Origin of the sequence: Bradyrhizobium sp. 956_D2_N1_4, from assembly GCF_052076025.1 — a bacterium.
GTDB classification, from domain to species: Bacteria; Pseudomonadota; Alphaproteobacteria; order Rhizobiales; family Xanthobacteraceae; genus Bradyrhizobium; species Bradyrhizobium barranii.
Genome location: NZ_CP197237.1, coordinates 7,221,615 through 7,238,173, shown reverse-complemented (window position 1 = coordinate 7,238,173; position 16,559 = coordinate 7,221,615). Strand labels below are relative to the sequence as shown.

General features: G+C 66.0%; 17 protein-coding genes. 6 read left to right on the top strand and 11 right to left on the bottom strand.

All coding sequences use genetic code 11. The features are described 5' to 3' along the window. Positions 1 to 2: 2 nt before the first annotated feature. Both AB7535_RS34230 and AB7535_RS34225 read right to left on the bottom strand, forming a co-directional pair. The gene (locus tag AB7535_RS34230; protein WP_354113788.1) at positions 3 to 878 is read right to left on the bottom strand and encodes a branched-chain amino acid ABC transporter permease; all 876 of its coding nucleotides are present in this window, start codon (positions 876 to 878) and stop codon (positions 3 to 5) included. Between the two features lie 99 nt (positions 879 to 977). Beyond that, on the bottom strand, positions 978 to 2,312 hold the full coding sequence (locus AB7535_RS34225; RefSeq protein WP_354113789.1) for a substrate-binding protein: 1,335 nt from the start codon (positions 2,310 to 2,312) through the stop codon (positions 978 to 980). A 249-nt stretch (positions 2,313 to 2,561) separates the two neighbouring features. Here AB7535_RS34225 and AB7535_RS34220 point away from each other — a divergent pair, with 249 nt between their 5' ends. Together AB7535_RS34220 and AB7535_RS34215 are read left to right on the top strand one after the other, a co-directional pair. Further along, a complete protein-coding gene (locus tag AB7535_RS34220) occupies positions 2,562 to 3,179 on the top strand; it encodes a hypothetical protein (RefSeq protein WP_175617951.1) in 618 nt (205 codons plus the stop codon). Positions 3,180 to 3,291: 112 nt separating this feature from the next. Continuing rightward, entirely contained in the window at positions 3,292 to 3,762 is a 471-nt protein-coding gene (locus AB7535_RS34215; protein WP_354113791.1) for a MarR family winged helix-turn-helix transcriptional regulator, read from the top strand. A gap of 8 nt (positions 3,763 to 3,770) precedes the next feature. Here AB7535_RS34215 and prfA read toward each other — a convergent pair whose 3' ends face one another. The 3 genes from prfA to AB7535_RS34200 form a co-directional block, all read right to left on the bottom strand. Continuing rightward, on the bottom strand, positions 3,771 to 4,856 hold the full coding sequence (prfA, locus tag AB7535_RS34210) for a peptide chain release factor 1 (RefSeq protein ID WP_354113792.1): 1,086 nt from the start codon (positions 4,854 to 4,856) through the stop codon (positions 3,771 to 3,773). A gap of 57 nt (positions 4,857 to 4,913) precedes the next feature. Then, complete coding sequence (gene ptsP, locus AB7535_RS34205) at positions 4,914 to 7,181, bottom strand: phosphoenolpyruvate--protein phosphotransferase (protein WP_063980570.1); 2,268 nt, start codon at positions 7,179 to 7,181, stop codon at positions 4,914 to 4,916. Positions 7,182 to 7,469: 288 nt separating this feature from the next. Next, positions 7,470 to 8,726: an aspartate kinase gene (locus AB7535_RS34200; RefSeq protein ID WP_063980571.1), complete on the bottom strand. Its 1,257-nt coding sequence runs from the start codon at positions 8,724 to 8,726 to the stop codon at positions 7,470 to 7,472. Positions 8,727 to 8,900: 174 nt separating this feature from the next. On the opposite strand from AB7535_RS34200, the gene AB7535_RS34195 reads away from it, so the two are divergent. The 3 genes from AB7535_RS34195 (at position 8,901) to AB7535_RS34185 (ending at position 11,162) form a co-directional block, all read left to right on the top strand. Then, the gene (locus AB7535_RS34195; protein ID WP_135215333.1) at positions 8,901 to 9,368 is read left to right on the top strand and encodes a PH domain-containing protein; all 468 of its coding nucleotides are present in this window, start codon (positions 8,901 to 8,903) and stop codon (positions 9,366 to 9,368) included. Positions 9,369 to 9,382: 14 nt separating this feature from the next. Further along, positions 9,383 to 10,156: a bifunctional 2-polyprenyl-6-hydroxyphenol methylase/3-demethylubiquinol 3-O-methyltransferase UbiG gene (gene ubiG, locus AB7535_RS34190; protein ID WP_028159583.1), complete on the top strand. Its 774-nt coding sequence runs from the start codon at positions 9,383 to 9,385 to the stop codon at positions 10,154 to 10,156. A 106-nt stretch (positions 10,157 to 10,262) separates the two neighbouring features. Further along, positions 10,263 to 11,162 carry an EamA family transporter gene (locus AB7535_RS34185; RefSeq protein ID WP_354113794.1) on the top strand — a complete coding sequence of 300 codons (900 nt, stop codon included), beginning with the start codon at positions 10,263 to 10,265 and terminating at the stop codon, positions 11,160 to 11,162. Positions 11,163 to 11,175: 13 nt separating this feature from the next. On the opposite strand, the gene AB7535_RS34180 is transcribed toward AB7535_RS34185, so the two are convergent. Genes AB7535_RS34180 through AB7535_RS34165 form a run of 4 tightly spaced genes read right to left on the bottom strand, consistent with a single transcriptional unit; the run spans position 11,176 to position 13,650 of the window. Continuing rightward, the gene (locus tag AB7535_RS34180) at positions 11,176 to 11,658 is read right to left on the bottom strand and encodes a DUF1178 family protein (RefSeq protein WP_354113795.1); all 483 of its coding nucleotides are present in this window, start codon (positions 11,656 to 11,658) and stop codon (positions 11,176 to 11,178) included. After that, positions 11,655 to 12,533, bottom strand: coding sequence for a carbon-nitrogen hydrolase family protein (locus AB7535_RS34175; RefSeq protein WP_354113796.1), 879 nt, complete (start codon positions 12,531 to 12,533; stop codon positions 11,655 to 11,657). Before AB7535_RS34175 ends, AB7535_RS34180 begins: the two co-directional genes overlap by 4 nt. Continuing rightward, on the bottom strand, positions 12,530 to 12,805 hold the full coding sequence (grxC, locus tag AB7535_RS34170) for a glutaredoxin 3 (protein ID WP_063980577.1): 276 nt from the start codon (positions 12,803 to 12,805) through the stop codon (positions 12,530 to 12,532). Before grxC ends, AB7535_RS34175 begins: the two co-directional genes overlap by 4 nt. 35 nt (positions 12,806 to 12,840) lie before the next feature. Beyond that, positions 12,841 to 13,650, bottom strand: a complete 810-nt coding sequence (locus AB7535_RS34165; protein ID WP_028149485.1) for a ComF family protein — start codon at positions 13,648 to 13,650, stop codon at positions 12,841 to 12,843. A gap of 226 nt (positions 13,651 to 13,876) precedes the next feature. On the opposite strand from AB7535_RS34165, the gene AB7535_RS34160 reads away from it, so the two are divergent. Beyond that, a complete protein-coding gene (locus tag AB7535_RS34160; RefSeq protein WP_135215328.1) occupies positions 13,877 to 14,743 on the top strand; it encodes a methyltransferase domain-containing protein in 867 nt (288 codons plus the stop codon). A gap of 139 nt (positions 14,744 to 14,882) precedes the next feature. Here the strand turns inward: AB7535_RS34160 and AB7535_RS34155 are convergent, their stop codons facing one another. Both AB7535_RS34155 and argJ read right to left on the bottom strand, forming a co-directional pair. Further along, the gene (locus AB7535_RS34155; RefSeq protein WP_028159577.1) at positions 14,883 to 15,293 is read right to left on the bottom strand and encodes a (deoxy)nucleoside triphosphate pyrophosphohydrolase; all 411 of its coding nucleotides are present in this window, start codon (positions 15,291 to 15,293) and stop codon (positions 14,883 to 14,885) included. A gap of 11 nt (positions 15,294 to 15,304) precedes the next feature. After that, positions 15,305 to 16,546, bottom strand: coding sequence for a bifunctional glutamate N-acetyltransferase/amino-acid acetyltransferase ArgJ (gene argJ / locus AB7535_RS34150; RefSeq protein WP_135215327.1), 1,242 nt, complete (start codon positions 16,544 to 16,546; stop codon positions 15,305 to 15,307). Positions 16,547 to 16,559 lie beyond the last annotated feature (13 nt).

Below are 16,559 nucleotides of genomic sequence, written 5' to 3'. Positions count from 1 at the left end.
GCTTACTCGCGGCCCTGGACGCCGAGCAGGCCATGCGGTCGCACCACGAGCACGAGCGTCATCGCCGCAAACAGCATCACATAGGCGTAGCCGGGGTTGAACATGGAGGTGACGCTGATGATCTCGCCGGCGATCAGGCCGCCGAGGATCGCGCCCGGAAACGAGCCGACGCCGCCGATGACCACCACCACGAAGGTCTGGACCAGGATGTCGTCACCGATGCCCGGTGTCAGCGACACCACCGGCGCGTTGACGATGCCGGCAAATCCGGCGGCCATCGCGCCGATGCCGAACACCACCATGAAGACGCGGTAGACGTTGATGCCGAGCGAATCGACCATCACCGAATCCTCGATGCCGGCGCGCACGATCATGCCGAGCCGGGTCCGGTAGAGGACGATGAACAGTGCGCCGAGGGCGACCGCGACGATGCCGACGACGGCGAGGCGGTAGGTTGGATAGAACATGAAGCCGAGATTGGTGATGCCCTGGAACAGGGCCGGCGGCGGCACCAGTTGCGACTGGCTCGAGAAGATCAGGCGCACGAGCTCGACGAAACAGATGCCGAGCCCGAAGGTCACGAGCAGCTGATCCTCGTGCGGGCGATGATAGAAATGGCGGATGATGACGCGTTCCATCGCGACGCCGAGCAGCATCACGAACAGCGAGCCCGCGATGACGGCGACGATGAAGGACTCCGTGTACTGGTAGGCGACGAAGCCGGCATAGCCGCCGATCATGAACATCGCGCCATGCGCGAGGTTGAGCACGCCGAGCGTGCCGTAGATGATGGTCAGGCCGGAGCTGATCAGCGCGAGCAGGGCGCCGAGCGCGAGCCCGTTGAAAAGCTGCGAAACGAGGTTGGGCCAACTGATCATGCGACAATCGCCGTTGCGACGCGCCATGGTGCGCGTCAGAAAAAGGTGACGCCGCAGGACCAGAGTGCAGCCCGCGGCGTCACAGGGGTTAGCGCGGGCTCAGCTGTAATCGCCGGGATGGCAGCCGAACGCGTCCGGCTTCTGCATCAGGCCTTCACCGGGGACGATCTCGACGACGTCGTACCAGTCTTCCTTGTTCTTCATGTCCTTCTGCTGCTTGCCCTTCACGATGATCACCGGGCGGACGCATTGGTGATCCTCGGGGCGGTAATGCACGTCGCCGACCAGGGAGGGGATCGTCTCGCCCTTCTCGTAGGCCTTGATCACGTCGGGCGGATTGAAGCTGCCGGCCTGCTCGCACATGTGGGCCCAGTGCGCGAAGCTGACATAGGCGTTCTCGGCGCCCCATTCGGGCTTGTAGCCGTACTTCTTCTCGAAGGCCTCGTTGAACATCTTGGCGAGCGGGAACTTGTCCTCGATCGTCCACCAATAGTCGGTGGCGGCGTAGACGCCCTGCATCAGGCCGCCGGTCTCGCGCGCGATGAAAGGCACCTGGTAGGGAACGACCAGCTTCATCTTGTCGAGCACGCCGAACTGCTTGGCCTGCTGGGTCGACAGCACCGCGTCGTGGCCCCAGTTGACGTTGATGAGCACGTCGGCGCCGGAATTCGCGACGTTCAGCAGATACGAGGAATAGTCGGGCGCGCCGAGCGGTGCGACCTGGTTGGTCACCGTCGTCCAGCCCGCGGTCGCGAGGAAGTCCTGCATCGACTTGGTGACGGTGTGGCCGTAGGTGTAATCGGGCGTCAGGTAGGCGGCCTTCTTGGTCTTGCCGAACTCCCTCACCATCACCGGGCCGATCGCCGCGGCGGCGGTCTGGCCGAAGAAATTCTGGCGGAAGCCGTAGCGAACGCAGTCCTTGCCGGTGGTGTCGTTCGAGCCGGAAATGCCGCACACGAACAGCACGTGTTCGCGCTGCGCGAGCTTGTTGAGCGCGACCGCAACGGCGCTCGACGTGCCGCCGGTGATCATGATCGCCTTGTTCTCGCTGATGAAGCGCTGCTGCGCCTGCACCGCCTCGTTCGGCTTGGCCGCGGAATCCGCGACGCCGAACTTCAGTTCCTTGCCGAGCACGCCCTTGCTGGTCTTCGGCGAAATCTTCTTGATCAGGTCGTGGCCGCTGTTGATGTGCTCGATCGCGAGCTGGTAGCCCTTGAGCTCGTCCTCGCCCTGCACGGCGTAGGTGCCGGTGCGCGGGACCGAGATTCCGATGAAGGCGGTGGAACCCGAAACGCCGGCGGGATACGAGCCGATCGCCGGCTTGTCCTCGGCAAAGACCGGCATCGCGGGCAACATCGAGCCGCCGATGAGGCTGGCTGTGGTCTGGAGCAGCCCACGGCGCGAGAGGCCGCGGCGGATGAGATCGTCAGTCATGGTCGTTTCCTCCGAACATCGTTCTTGTTTGCGGGCGCAAGCACGGCCTGTCCGGCCAGCCGACCTCGCTGGCCTGCTGCGCCGGGCACGTCACATCCGCGTGTAGCTCTTGGCCCTAAGCATTGCTTGTGAAGCCCTTCTGTCAATTTCGTCTTTGGTCGAACGACGAAAATTATCACGTGAAAACATATCGGATCACGATATATATTAGTCTTTGTGAGTACGAGGCTGGCGGGTCCGGCGAGAGAAATGGTGCGGCAGACGACAGTGGCGGGTGCCCGAAAGCGACGATCCTGGCCGCAGGAGGCGGAGCGGCCGGAGGCTGCGTGGCCCGCGGGGGAGGGCAGTGACCAGCGCGCGGCGCCGCAGTCGGGCGATGCCTCCCGCGTGTCCGAGCCGCGCAGCCGGTCAGCCGGCCGGCGCGGACCCGTCGTCGGCTCCGTCCAGGTCAAGCGGGCCCCCGGCCCGATGCAGAAGCTGAGCGTGCGCGCGCAGAATGTTCTGAAGGAGCTTGCGGTGGAGCTCACCGGCGAACAGCCGCCGAAGGGGAATTGGTTGCCATCGCGCGAGTTGCTGCTCGCGCTGACGGCCGAGCGCCTTGCGACCGCGCGCAACTGCGGACCTCACACGATGCGGGAGATCGTGGATTGGGCGCAGGGCTGCGGCGCGACCATCAAGCCGGTGATCCCGCCCGGCGGCTCGCTGTCGCAGATGTGGGCGGAGTTGATTGCCAATGCGTCGGCCGGGGCCTTGACCAGCGCCGAGATCGCCAGCGCGCTCCAGCGCTCGATCAGGCGAAAGAGCGTTCGCATCCCGATCGCGTTTCAGGTCATCCTGGTGAAGATCCTGCTCTCCAGTTTCGAATAGGCCCCGATATTTGTGCATCCGCGGCGCCGCTCGGTTGGTTCCGCCTGTCCTTCCTTGCTAGTCTCGGCAGCGCCCGTTCGCTTCACCGGCGGGCTCGACGTCGCAGGCAGGAATGACCCAATCGAAGCGGAAGACGACGCGCCCCGCATCCGCGGCGCCCTCAAAGGGTGGCGCGATGCGCGAGGCTGACTATGCGGCGCTCGCGCAGTTTCGCTATCAGCTCCGGACCTTCCTGGCGTTCAGCGAAGCCGCGGCCCAGAGTGCCGGGTTGACGCCGCAGCAGCATCAGGCGCTGCTGGCGATCAAGGGGCTGGCCGCCCCCGACGGCGCAAGCGTCGGCGACATCGCGCGCTTCCTCCTGATCCGGCACCATACCGCGGTGGAGCTGGTGGATCGCATGGCGAAGCTGAAGCTGATCGGCCGGGAAGCCGATCCCCAGGACGCAAGACGCGTCCTCGTCAGGCTGACGGCAAAGGGCGAGCAGAAGCTGCGATCGCTCTCGCGCATTCACCTGGACGAGCTGAGTGCCGCCGCGCCCGCCCTGGCCAAGATCCTGCGATCGTTCCGGGCCAAAGCGCGCTGAGGCGCGGTTCAGGCGGCTGCGCCTTGCGCGGCGAGCTGTGCGGCCTGATGCTCGGTGGTCAGCGCGTCGGTCAATTCGCCGAGCGCTTCGCCGGCGATCACCTGCGGCAGCTTGTAGAGCGTCAGGTTGATACGATGATCGGTGACGCGTCCTTGTGGGAAATTATAGGTGCGGATGCGTTCGCTGCGGTCGCCGGAGCCGACCTTCTCCTTGCGCTCGGCCGAGCGGGCGGCATCGACGCGCTGGCGCTCGGCGTCGTAGATGCGCGAACGCAGGATGTTCATGGCGGAGGCGCGGTTCTTGTGCTGCGAGCGGCTGTCCTGCATCATCACCACGATACCGGTCGGGATGTGGGTGATGCGGATCGCCGATTCCGTCTTGTTGACGTGCTGGCCGCCGGCGCCTTGCGCCCGCATGGTCTCGATCCGCAGATCGTCGTTCTTGATATCGACGTCGACCTCCTCGACCTCCGGCATCACGGCGACGGTAGCGGCGGAGGTGTGGATGCGTCCCTGCGTTTCGGTGTCCGGCACGCGCTGCACCCGGTGCACACCGGATTCGAATTTCAGCTTCGAGAACGCGCCGCGGCCCTGCACCTCCGCGATGATTTCCTTGTAGCCGCCGACCGTGCCTTCGCTGGCCGAGATCACCTCGACCTTCCAGCCCTGCAAGCTGGCGAAGCGCTCGTACATCCGGAACAGATCGCCGGCGAACAGCGAGGCCTCATCGCCGCCGGTGCCGGCGCGGATTTCCAGCACCACGTTGCGGTCGTCCATGGCGTCCTTGGGCAGCAGCGCGACGCGAATCTTCTGGACCAGCTCTTCGATTTTAGGCGTCAGCTCGTCGCGCTCGGCTTCCGCCATGCCGCGCATCTCGGCATCCGTCGCGGGATCGGCGATCAGCGCCTCGGTGTCGGCGAGCTCTTTCACGGCGGAGCGATAAGCCTTCACCGCCTCGATCAGCGGGGAGAGCTCGGCGAGCTCGCGGGTGATCTGCACATAGCGTTCGGAGGCGAGCTGGCCGAGCGATTCGGCCTCGAGCGAGGCGTGATGCGCGAGCAGGACGTCCAGTTTGGCTTCGGGGAGTGACGACATCGGTTTGGTCTCAAATGGCGGAAAAAGGCGAGGCGGCGGGAAGGGGCGACAGGCCCGCTACAACGCCAGACCTTCGGCCTCGGCAAATTCCGTCAGCTTCTGCCGGATCGAGACGCTGCCGGAGGGCGCGTCCAGCAGCGGGCCGAGCATCGCTTCGGCCTTCTTGGCATCGAGGTCGATCACCATCGCCTTGACCGGGCCGAGCGCGGTCGCCGAGAGCGACAGCGAACGATAGCCCATCGCGATCAGCGCCAGCGCGCCGATCGGCTTGGAGGCCATCTCGCCGCACAGCGATAACGACTTCTTCGCATCGTTCGACTTCCGCGCGATCTCGCGCAGCACGCGCAGGATCGGCGCCGACATGGTGTCGAAGCGCTCGGAGACTTTCGCATTGCCGCGGTCGACCGCGAACAGGAACTGGAACAGATCGTTGGAGCCGACCGAGATGAAGTCGACCTTCTTCAGGAGCTCGTCGAGCTGGTAGAGCAGGGCGGGCACCTCGACCATGGTGCCGATGTCGATGCGCTCCGGCAGGGTGTGGCCGTGCTGGCGGAGATAGGTCAGCTCGCGCTCGACCAGCGCCTTCGCCGAGTCGAACTCGGCGACCTCCGAGATCATCGGGAACATGATGCGCAGCGCGCGGCCGCCACCGGCGCGCAGCAGCGCGCGGATCTGGCCGCGCAGCAGGCCGGGGCGATCGAGGCCGAGCCGGATCGCGCGCCAGCCGAGTGCAGGATTCTCCTCAATCACCGCTTCCATATAGGGCAGTGCCTTGTCGCCGCCGATGTCGAGGGTGCGGAAGGTCACGGGCTTGGTGCCGGCGGCATCCAGCACCGTGCGATAGAGCGCGAGCTGGTCGCTGGTGCGCGGCAGGCTCTGTCCCACCATGAATTGCAGCTCGGTGCGGAACAGGCCGATGCCGGCGCTGCCGGTGTCCTCGATATGGGGCAGGTCGATCGCAAGACCTGCGTTGATCATCAGCTCGACCTTCTGCCCGTCCTTGGTGACGCAGGGACGGTCGCGCAGTGCAAGGTATTGCGCCTGGCGGCGGGCGCGGAAGCGCACGCGTTCGGCAAAGGCGGCTTCGACCTCCTGCGACGGACGCACATAGATCGAGCCCGAGGTGCCGTCGACGATGATGGCGTCGCCGGGATCGGCGATGCCGGGCGCGTTCGGGACTTCGCCGACTGCGGGGATGCCGAGCGCGCGGGCCACGATCGAGACGTGGGAGTTGGCGGTGCCTTCCTCCAGCACGATGCCGCGCAGGCGCTTGCGGTCGTAATCGAGCAGCGCCGCCGGGCCCATCGCGCGCGCGATGACGATGGCGTTGTCGGGCAATTGCTCGCGTGACGGCGCGTGGTCCTGGCCGACCAGCTGCCGCATCAGGCGGTAGCCGAGATCCTCGAGATCGTGCAGCCGGTCGCGCAAATAGGGATCGGTGGAGCGCAGCATGCGCGCGCGAGTGTCGGACTGCACGCGTTCGACGGCGGCTTCCGCCGTGAGACCGGTGGCGACCGCCTCATGCAGCTTGTGCGACCAGCCCTGGTCGTTGGCGAACATGCGATAGGCTTCCAGCACCTCGCGGTGCTCGCCGCCCTCGGCAACGTCGCCACGCTCCAGCATGCGGTCGAGATCGGCGCGCAGCTTGGCGAGCGCGGTGTCGAGCCGCTTGATCTCCTTCGGCAGATCCTCGGCGATGTAGTCCTTGATGACGACGCGCGGCTCGTGCAGCACGACATGGCCGAGCGCGATGCCTTCCGAGAGGATGGCGCCGACCTTCTGCGCCGAATGGCGCGCGGCCGGCTCCTGGCCCGGCTGGGCCAGCGCAGACAATTCGCCGGAGGCGATCAGCTCCGCCAGTACCATCGCGGTGGTCTGGAGCGCCTCGAGCTCCTCCTCGACATAATTGCGCTTGGCGCGGTTCTGCACCACCAGCACGCCGAGCGTGTTGCCGGCGCGCAGGATCGGCACGCCGAGGAAGGAGTGATAGATTTCTTCGCCGGTCTCCGGGCGGAACGAGAAGGCCGGGTGGCTTTGCGCGTCGCTGAGATTGAGCGGGGTCGCCTCGCTGGCGACGAGGCCGACCAGGCCCTCATGGGCGCTCAGCACGGTGTGGTGCACCGCCTCGCGGTTGAGGCCTTCGGTGGCGTAGAGCTCGAGCGTGTTGTCGATGCGCAGCACATAGACCGAGCACACCTCGGCCACCATATTGGCGGCGATCAGCACCACGATCTTGTCCAGCCGCTCCTGGGCCGAGACCTGCTCCGCCATGGTTTCGCGGAGCCGTCTCAACAAGACGCGGGGACCTCCCGACGCGCTCCGCATGAACCGTCAATCTCCTCCGTCTGCCTGGCCCGGCGGTATCGGCCGGCGGCTGGCCCAAAATTCCAGAAAAACAACCAAATTGTTCGTCCGGCGCAGGCGCAAACACAAATCTACTCAAGATTTAGCGCTTGCACCGAATCAGCGCCGCCTGAACTGGGACACAGTCTGCGGCAGCCCACCCTGTTCGCCGTATAGCGAATTGAGGCTTGTTTTGCCAAGCAAAACGCCTGCCAAACGCGAAGGTGTGTACACCTTCGCGTTTGCTGCGACCGCTAAGAGAAAATTCGTCTAAGCCTGATCGAGACCGTAGAGCGTGTGCAGGGTGCGCACCGCGAGCTCGGTATAGGCGGTGTCGATCAAAACCGAGAATTTGATCTCGGAGGTTGTAATGGCCCGGATGTTGATATTCCGTCCGGCGAGGGCCGAAAACGCCTGGGCGGCGACGCCGGCATGGCTGCGCATGCCGCTGCCGATTACCGATATCTTGGCGACGTCGGTGGCGGTATCGAGCCGGGCATAGCCGATCTTGCCCTTGGCGGCCGTGATCGTGTCCTTGGCACGGGTGTAGTCGGCCGCCGGCACCGTGAAGGTGAGATCGGTGGTCTTGCCGTCCTCGGAGACGTTCTGCACGATCATGTCGACGTTGATGTTGGCATCCGCCAGCGGGCCGAAGATCGACGCTGCCACGCCGGGCTTGTCCTCGATCTGGCGTACCGAGATCTGGGCCTCGTCCTTCGAAAAGGCGATGCCGGTGACGACGTGGCTTTCCATGATCTCCTCCTCGCTGCAGATCAGCGTGCCGGGCGGCTGGTTGGCATGCGGGTCGATATCCTCGGGCTTGTCGAAGCTCGAGCGGACGAAGATCGGCATGTTGTGGACCATGCCGAGTTCCACCGAGCGGACCTGGAGCACTTTTGCGCCCTGGGAGGCCAGTTCCAGCATGTCTTCGAACGCGATCTTGTCGAGGCGGCGGGCCTTCGGCACGATTCGCGGGTCGGTGGTGTAGACGCCGTCGACATCGGTGTAGATGTCGCAGCGGTCGGCCTTGACGGCGGCGGCGATCGCCACGGCCGAGGTATCGGAGCCGCCGCGGCCGAGCGTGGTGATGCGATTGGTCTCGGGATTGATACCCTGGAAGCCGGCGATGACCGCGACCTCCTTGCGCTCCCGGAAGCGCTTGATGATCTCGCTGCCGTCGATGTCCTCGATTCGGGCCGAGGCATGGGCGTCGCTGGTCTTGATCGGGATCTGCCAGCCCTGCCAGGAGCGGGCTTGGATGCCCATGCCCTGAAGCACGATGGCGAGCAGGCCCGACGTCACCTGTTCGCCGGAGGCGACAACGGCGTCGTATTCGCGCGCGTCGTGCATCGGCGAGGCCTCGGTGCACCAGGCCACCAGCTCGTTGGTTTTACCGGACATCGCCGAGACGACCACGGCCACTTCATGGCCGGCGTCGACCTCACGCTTCACATGGCGTGCGACGTTGCGGATACGTTCGATATTGGCGACGGACGTGCCGCCGAATTTCATCACGAGGCGGCTCATGACGACGCGTGCATTCCCTCATAAGGATCAGTATGGTGACCCGCACCGGACGGGTGCCGGCGGACACCGACCGCGCGTATACATAGCGGCGGGGCCGGGGGCAAGCGGGTTCCTGCGGGGGCAGGGTAAGGTCCGACCTAAGGTCTGGCTTGGGGGTATGGGTTAACCGAGATCATGGCGCGTTATATCGACGAGATCCTGCAACCGGGCGAGCGGGTGCTGTATTCGACCAATGCGCACTGGATCTTCTATTTTCCGGCCATCGTGGCCTGGATCGCGGCTCTCGCCTTTCTCGTCCTGATGCCGCAGGCCACGGCCGATGGCCTCTGGGTGCTGTGCCTCATAGCCGCTGGCGTCGTGGCTCTGGCCGCCCTTTACTGGACCATCAAGGGCTGGTTCCATCGCTTCACGACCGAGACCGACGTCACCAACTTGCGGGTTGTGCACAAGACGGGGTTCATCAAGCGCCGGACCTTTGAAATGGCGCTGGACAAGGTCGAGAGTGTCGACGTCGACCAGTCGATTCTTGGACGTATTCTCAACTACGGCGACGTGACGATTCGCGGCGTTGGCGAGGGGATCGAAAAGATCACGACCGTCGACTCGCCGCTCGCCTTCCGTAGTTCGATCACCACGCGGTAGGACCGCGCCTAACCATGAGCATGCAGCAAAATACTTCCGCAACCGCAAGCCCGCAGCCGGGCTCGACCGTCGACGCCGCCGAGATCGCGAAATTCTCGAAACTTTCGGCCGAGTGGTGGGACCCCAACGGCAAGATGGCCCCGCTGCACCGGATCAACCCGTTGCGGCTCGGCTATATCCGCGACGCCGCCTGCCGCAAGTTCGAGCGCAACGTGCGCAGCCTCAACTGCCTCGGCGGCCTGCGCGTGCTCGACATCGGCTGCGGCGCCGGCCTGTTGTGCGAGCCGCTGTCGCGCCTCGGTGCCCAGGTCATCGGCGTCGATCCCTCGGTCAGCAACATCGCCGCCGCGAAGCTGCATGCCGACAAGAGCCATCTGTCGATTGATTACCGCTGCACCACGGTCGAGGAGATCGACCCGCGCGAGCGCTTCGACATCGTGCTGGCAATGGAAGTGGTCGAGCACGTCGTCGATGTCGGCGTTTTCCTCAAGCGCTGCGCGGCGATGCTGAAGCCGAACGGGCTGATGGTGGTCTCGACGCTGAACCGGAACTGGAAGAGCTTTGCGCTCGCCATCGTCGGTGCCGAATACGTCCTGCGCTGGCTGCCGCGCGGCACCCACGAATGGAACAAGTTCGTCACCCCCGACGAGCTGACCAAATATCTCCTCGACAACCGCCTCGTCATCACCGAGCAGACCGGCGTCGTCTACTCACCCTTCGCCGACAAATGGACCCTCTCGTCGGATATGGACGTGAACTACATGGTCGTGGCGGAAGGGATGGTGTGAGGGGTACGCGAGGCGCGAGCATCGCACCCATGACGTGGGCGTGATTGACCTGCCTCGCCGCTAGCGGCAGGTTGGCCACGGCTTCCCCTCCTACCGCTCCACCCGCATGCTCACCATCGCCAGCCTCTGGATTCCCTTCACCGTCATTGCTGCGCTCGGCCAGGTCGCGCGCAACGCGATGCAGCGGTCGCTGACGAAGCCGCTGGGGACCTGGGGCGCGACCAATATCCGCTTCCTGTTCGGCTTCCCGTTCTCGCTGCTGTTTCTGGGCGTGGTGCTGGTCGCGACCGGTGATCACCTCGGCATGCCGCCGACCGTGTTCTGGCCCTGGCTGTTGCTCGGGGCGCTCAGCCAGATCGTTGCGACCGGGCTGATGCTGCTCGCGATGAACGATCGCTCCTTCGTGGTGACGACGGCCTACCTCAAGACCGAGGCGATCCAGACCGCGATTTTCGGCTTCGTCTTCCTCGGCGATCATCTCACCTGGCTCAAGGTGCTGGCGATCGTGATCGCGACTGTCGGCGTCGTCATCACGGCCCTGCGGCCCGGCGGCGAGAAGAGCTTTGCCGAGCTGAAGCCGACCATCACCGGTCTCGTCGCGGCTGCGGCGTTCGCGTTGTCAGCGGTCGGTTTTCGCGGCGCGATCATCAACGTGCCTGATGTCTCCTTCGTGACGGCGGCGTCGTTCACGCTGGTGCTCGGTCTGTTCGTGCAGACGCTGGTGCTGACGATCTATCTGCTCTGGCGCGCGCCAAAGGTGCTCCAGTCGATCCTGGGATTGTGGAAGCCGTCGCTGCTCGCAGGCTTCATGGGCGCCTTCGCCTCGCAGTTCTGGTTCCTGGCATTCGCGCTGACGGCCGCCGCCAATGTCCGCACGCTCGCTCTGATCGAGGTGCTGTTCGCGCAAGGCGTGGCATATTACTCGTTCAAGCAGCCGATCGCGCCGCGCGAGATCTTTGGCATCGTGCTGATCGTGGTCGGAGTCGCGTTGCTGGTGGGAGTCTGACGCGCTTCGCGCGTCAGTTCCGATCTTCCGGCAGCGTCGGCAGCGGCGACACCTCGATGCCTTCGTCGATCAGCGACTTTGCCTCGTCGGGCGAAGCCTCGCCATAGATCGGGCGGTGCTCCTTGTCGCCGTAATGCATCGCGCGGGCTTCGTTCGCAAAGCGCTCGCCGACATTGTCGGCGTGCTTGACGATGTGATCGCGCAGCTCCTTGAGCTTGGCGCGCAACTCGCGCTCCTGCGCCATCATCAGCGAGGTCGGTCCTGACGGCGCAGTTTCGGGCGCAGGCGTTGAAGCCGGCTCCGGCGGCGGCGTCGCCCGTCCGCGGCCCTTCTTGCCGATGATCCGTGGGGCCATGATCGCCTTCTCGACCTTGGCCGAGCCGCAGATCGGGCAAGTCACGAGCTTGCGCTTCACCTGCGAATCATAAGCCGACGAGCTCTGGAACCAGCTTTCGAATGCGTGGCTTTGGTCGCAGTGGAGCGCGTAGCGGATCATGCCGATCCCCGCACGAGGTGAAGATGGTCCGGCCCGGCCTTGGGATCGGCGACGCCGAAGCGGCGGCCGTGCTGAAGCGAGGGGATCGCGCGGCGGGCGGTCTCGACCTTGGCCGGGTCGATCTTGGCCATGATGATGCCGGGCTCGACATCGCCCTCGGCGAGGATCTCGCCCCAGGGATCGATGATCAGCGAGTGGCCATAGGTCTCGCGCTTGTTCTCGTGCAGGCCGGCCTGCGCCGCCGCGAAGATGAAGCAGCCGGTCTCGATCGCGCGCGAGCGCAGCAGGATGTGCCAGTGCGCCTCGCCGGTCTTGCGGGTGAAGGCCGACGGCACCGTGATGAAATACGCGCCGCTCTCGGCCAGCGCGCGGTAGAGCGCGGGGAAGCGCACGTCGTAGCAGATCGTCAGCCCGACGCGGCCCCAGGGCAGGTCGGAGATCACGGCGGTCTCGCCCGGCTGGTAATTGGCGGATTCGCGATAGCTCTCGCCGTCCGGCAATTCGATGTCGAACATGTGGATCTTGTCGTAGCTCGCGAGCACATTGCCCTCGGGGCCAATCAGGAAGGACCGATTGACCGCCTTCTCCGGCGAGAAGCGCAGCGCCAGCGATCCGACATGGATGTGGATATTCAGCTCGGCCGCGAGCGCGCGATAGGCCTTCAGCGAGGTGTCGTCCTCTTCGCTCTGGAGGTGCTCGAACAACGCCTTTCGGTTGAGCTGCATCATGTTGCTGACTTCGGGCGTCTGCACGTAGTCGGCGCCATCGGCCGCAGCCTGCCGGATCAGCCTGGTGGCCTGCGCGAGGCTCGGCTCGGGCATCAGGCCGGTGCGCATCTGGATCATCGCGGCGGTGAAGGTGCGATCCTCGCTCATGACACCGCCTTTACGCTTTCGAGCAGGCCGTCGAGCTTGCCCTCGCGGTCGAGCGCATACAGCTCGTCGCAACCGCCGACATGGGTTCCGCCGATCCAGATCTGCGGGAAAGTCGAGCCCCCGCCGGCGCGGTCGTACATCTCTTCGCGCCAGGACGGGTTCCTGGCGATGTCGAACTCCGTGAAGGTTGCCTTCTTGCGGGTCAGCAGCGATTTGGCGGCGGAACAATAGCCACAGCCCGGCCTGGTGTAGATTTCGACAGCGTCGGTCATGTCGTGTGGCGCTCTCATGTCATGAAGTCATTGAATTATATGGGACGGGGGCCGCTCTCGACAACCCGGGCGAACACCAGCACGTCCACCTGGGCCGCCTTGGCGCGGAGCAGGGCCCGCGCACAGGCATCCAGCGTCGCCCCCGAGGTCAGGACATCGTCGATCAGGACGATGCGGCGGCCCTGGATTTCCGCCTGGCGGTCGGGGGATACCTGGAATGCGCCCTGCACATTGGTGGCGCGCTGGGTCCGCGACAGGCCGATCTGCTGCTCGGTCGCGCGCACCCGGCGCAGCACTTCACCGCGCACCCTGACACCGCTCTGCCGCGCGATGATGCGCGCCAGCGCCCCGGACTGGTTGTAGCGGCGCCGCCACGCCCGGCGCCAATGCAGGGGCACCGGCACCAGCATGTCGGCTCCGGTGAGCAGTTCGGCGCCCGCGCGCGCCATCCAGCGACCCATGGCCGGCGCCAGATCGGTACGGTCCTGGTATTTCAGCGCATGCACCAGCGTGCGCGCGACGTCGTCATAGCGCACCGCCGCGCGTGCACGCTGGTAGGCCGGCGGGCTCGCGATCGCCTCCATCGACAGCATGTCGGGGCCGGGATCATAGACGAAGGGAATGCCGAGGCGCGGGCAATAGGGTCGTTCGATGAACGACAGCCGCGCCCAGCAGGCCGCGCAGACGCCTTCGCCATCGACCGGCTCCCGGCAGGACACGCACAATGTTGGCAGCGCAATGTCGAGCGCGAGCCGTGCGGCACGCGACAGCACGTGGCGGCCGGCCGTCCATGCGGCACGCAACGGCGCGGCGATGGAGCGGGTGGGGGCGGCGTCGGCTTCCATGAGGGGAGGCTAGCGTTATGGGAAGAGCCGCTCAAGCGACTGAATCGGTCTCGTGCCCCGGACGCAGCGCAGCGCTCCCGGCGATGCGAAGCATCGTCCGGTGCGGTGCGCTGCAGAGCCGGGGCCCATCTCGCCGCATCGTGCGGAGGTGCCTTCTGGGTCCCGGCTCTGCGCAGCAGCGCTAAGAGCGCCGCAGCGCGTCCGGGACACGAGAGAGGAGATTGCCATGGCGGTCGTGATCGGCGTAACCAGCGGCATGGCCCAGACCCCGCAAACGCCGCCCGCTCTGTTCGATCGCGCATTGCTGCATGCGCGGCAGCGGCGCGCACATGCGCAGGGCGAGGTGACATTCCTGCTCGATCGTGTTGCAGAGGACATGACCGACCGCCTGGCCGCCGTGATGCGGGAGTTTCACGCTGCGGCCGATCTCTGGACGCCCGGAGAGGGGCTCACGGGGCCGCCACCACTTCAGCGGATCGCGATCGACGAAGCGGGTGCGGAAAAACTGCCCTTTGCCCCGGAAAGTCTCGACCTCGTCGTCTCGGCGCTGGCGCTGCAATTCGTCAACGACCTGCCGGGGGTGCTCATGCAGGTGCGGCGTGCGCTGAAGCCGGACGGATTGCTGCTCGCAGCGATGATCGGCGGCGACAGCCTGACCGAGCTGCGGCAGGCCTTTGCGGCGGCGGAAGCCGAATGCGAGGGTGGCGTGTCGCCGCGTGTGGCCCCGTTCGCGGATTTGCGCGACATCGGCGCGCTATTGCAGCGGGCGGGCTTTGCGCTTCCGGTGACCGATGTCGACCGTGTCGTGGTGCGCTACGCCAATGCGTTTGCGCTGATGCAGGATCTCCGCCGCATGGGCGCGGCCAATGTGCTGATCGAACGGCGGCGCACGCCGACGCCCCGCGCGACGCTGCTGCGCATGGCCGAAATCTACGCCGAACGCTTTGCGGATGCCGACGGCCGCATCCGTGCGACATTCGACATCATCTGGCTCTCCGGCTGGGCCCCGCATGCAAGCCAGCAGCAGCCGCTGAAGCCGGGGTCGGCGAAAGCGAGCCTGGCGGAGGCGGTGAAGAAGGCGGGGAAGGAGTGATCCTCATGGTGAGGAGGCGCGTAAGGCGCGCTTAGCGGACGATGCTTCGCATCGCCGCGAGAACCATGCAGGCCCCGCTCTTGCCGTGTGGCCATCCTTCGAGACGCGCGTGCCGCGCTCCTCGGGATGAGGTCCGTACTCACATCAGCAAGTCGATCAGATGCGGGATCAGCGGGATGTCGGCGGGCGGCATCGGGTAGTCGCGCAGCTTGTTGGCGCGGACCCAGGCCAGGGTCTGGCCTTCGCGCGGGGTGACCAGCCCCTCCCAGCGCCGGCAGATGTAAAGCGGCATCAGCAGGTGAAAGGTCTCGTAGCCGTAGCTCGCAAAGGTCAGCGGCGCCAGGCACGGTTCGGCGACGGTGATGCCGAGCTCTTCGTGCAGCTCGCGGATCAGGCTCTGCTCCGGCCGCTCGCCGGGCTCACACTTGCCGCCGGGGAATTCCCAGAGGCCCGCAAGCGTCTTGCCCTCCGGGCGCTGCGCGATCAGGACGCGCTTGTCGGCGTCGACGAGCGCGCAGGCCACCACCAATGTCAGTTTGAGATCGGCCATCGGCGTTCGGTTTAAGATCTGTAATCCCCGTTGATCGCGACATACTCCTTCGTCAGGTCGCAGGTCAGCACGCGGTCGCGACCCTTGCCGAGGCCGAGCGAGACCTTGATGGCGATTTCCGGGGCCTTCATCGCTTCCGACACCTGCGCCTCGTCATAGGACGGATCGCGCGCGCCGCTCTTGGCGACGCGGATGCCGTTGAAGGAGATCGAGAGCTTGTCGCGATCGGCCGGCTCGCCGGCCTTGCCGACCGCCATCACCACGCGGCCCCAATTGGCGTCCTCGCCGGCGATTGCGGTCTTGACCAGCGGCGAGTTCGCAATCGACATCGCGATCTTGCGAGCCGACGCCTTGGTCTTGGCGCCTTCCACGGTGATCTCGACCAGCTTGCGCGCGCCCTCGCCGTCGCGGGCGACCTGCTCGGAGAGATTGGCGAGCACCTGGTTGAAGGCTTTCACGAAGGCCTTCAGGCGGGGGTCGCTCGCGCGGCTGATCTTCGGCGCGCCGTGCTCGGCGGCGGCGCCGGTGGCGAAGGCCAGCAGCGTGTCCGAGGTCGAGGTGTCGCCGTCGATCGTCACCGCGTTGAAGGTGTCCTCGACGCCGCTCTTGAGCAGGGCTTGCAGTGCACCGGGCGCGATCGGCGCGTCGGTGAAGATGAAGGACAGCATCGTCGCCATGTCGGGGGCGATCATGCCGGCGCCCTTGGCCATGCCGTTGATGGTGACCTTGGCCTTGCCGAGCTTGACGGTCGCGGTCGCGACCTTGGGGAAGGTATCGGTGGTCATGATCGCCTTGGCCGCGGCGAGATAGTCGCCGGGCTCGGCCGTCTCGGCCAGCCGGCCGAGCACACCGTCGAACTTGGTCGCGTCCAGCGGCTCGCCGATCACGCCGGTCGAGGCCAGGAAGATCTCACCCTCGCTGCATCCGACCGCCTTGGCCGCGATCTTCGCGGTCAGCGCGGTGGAGCTGCGTCCGGTCTTGCCGGTGAAGGCATTGGCGTTGCCGGAATTCACCACCAGCGCGCGCGCCTTGCCGCCCTTCAGCTTGGCGCGGCACCATTCCACCGGCGCGGAGGGGCATTTCGACTTGGTGAAGACGCCCGCGACCGCGGTGCCCTTGTCCATTACCGCCAGCAGCACGTCGGTGCGGTTCTTGTAGCGGATGCCGGCTTCGGCCGTCGCAAGGCGGACGCCCGCGATCACGGGCATGTCGGGGACAGTTTTGGGGGCGAGCGGGGAGACGGAGGAGGACATCGGGGCGCCTTGG